Annotated in this window: 2 protein-coding genes; both read left to right on the top strand. The window is 75.7% G+C overall.

Features of this window, described 5'->3' with window-relative positions; translation table 11 throughout:
* Positions 1 to 684, top strand: a 684-nt coding sequence (locus tag AC0CYZ_RS07420) for a Dyp-type peroxidase (RefSeq protein ID WP_472213830.1), incomplete at its 5' end; no start/stop codon positions are given.
* Between the two features lie 114 nt (positions 685 to 798).
* On the top strand, positions 799 to 1195 hold a 397-nt coding region (locus tag AC0CYZ_RS07415; RefSeq protein ID WP_472213828.1), incomplete at its 3' end, for a hypothetical protein.

The following is a 1195-nucleotide window of genomic DNA, read 5'->3' as shown; positions in this document are numbered from 1 at the left end:
CGCGGCACCGTCGTCACCCGCTGGACCCAGCTCGGGTTCGGCCGGACCTCGTCGACCTCGACCGCCCAGGCGACGGCCCGCAACCTCATGGGCTTCAAGGACGGCACCCGCAACCTCAAGGTCGAGGACCCCGGGGCGATGTCGCGGTCGGTCTGGGTGGCCCCGGGCGACCTGCCCGCCGGCGCGTCCTGGATGGCCGGCGGGAGCTACCTCGTGTCGCGGCGCATCCGCATGATTATCGAGACGTGGGACCGCGACGTGCTCGCCGACCAGGAGAACGTGTTCGGCCGGTCGAAGGCGAGCGGGGGACCGCTCTCCGGCGGCGACGAGTTCACCCCGCCGGACTTCCACGCCACGCTGGCCGGCGGCGTGCCCGCCATCCCGATGGACGCGCACATCCGGCTCGCCGCGCCCGAGAACAACAACGGGACGGCGATCCTGCGGCGCAGCTACTCCTACACCGACGGCGTGGACTCCCGGACCGGCATGCTCGACGCCGGGCTGTTCTTCATCGCCTTCATGCGCTCGCCGGCGCAGTTCGTGCGGCTGCAGTCGCAGCTGGGGGCCCGCGACGCGCTCAACGAGTACATCCAGCACACGTCGTCGGCGCTCTTCGCCTGCCCGCCCGGGGTGGCGCCGGGGAACTCCGGCGACTACTGGGGTCGGGCGCTGCTCGAGGGGTAGGTGGCCCCCGGTGGTGCCAGCGAAGCGTCGACGCTTGCACCCAGTGGCAGTAGAGCCCCGTCGTCGCCGGGCCGGACGAGGGACGTGGTGACCGGCCCGTAACCTGGCTCCCCGATGAGCTCGAGCGTCGACTCCGTGCGCGGGGCGGGTCCACCCGACCCGCCCGGTGACGACGGCGACGCCGACGCGACCGACCGCTTCCGCCTTCCGCTCCCCGACGACGCCACCGAGCGGTTCCGGGCCCCGACGGTGGCCGACGCGACCGAGGCTCCCGGCGACGGGGCGGTGCCGGCGGGCGAGGAGTCCGGCGCGGAGGGCCGCCCGGGCGCGACGGTGGAGGTGACGGCGTCCACGGCGGCCACCCGGTCGCGGCGGCTCTCCCGAGGACTGCGGGTGCCGTCGGCCACGCCCCGGACCGCCGCCGCCTCCCAGGCGCCCGGCTCCGCGACCGCCGCCACCTCGGCGGCCCCCACCTCGGCGGCCCCCGCGTCACCGGCCTCGGCCCCGGTCG

It is taken from the genome of Actinomycetospora sp. (assembly GCF_055612215.1).
The sequence above is the reverse complement of the archived record's forward strand: the minus strand, read 5'-3'. Positions and strand labels throughout refer to the sequence as shown.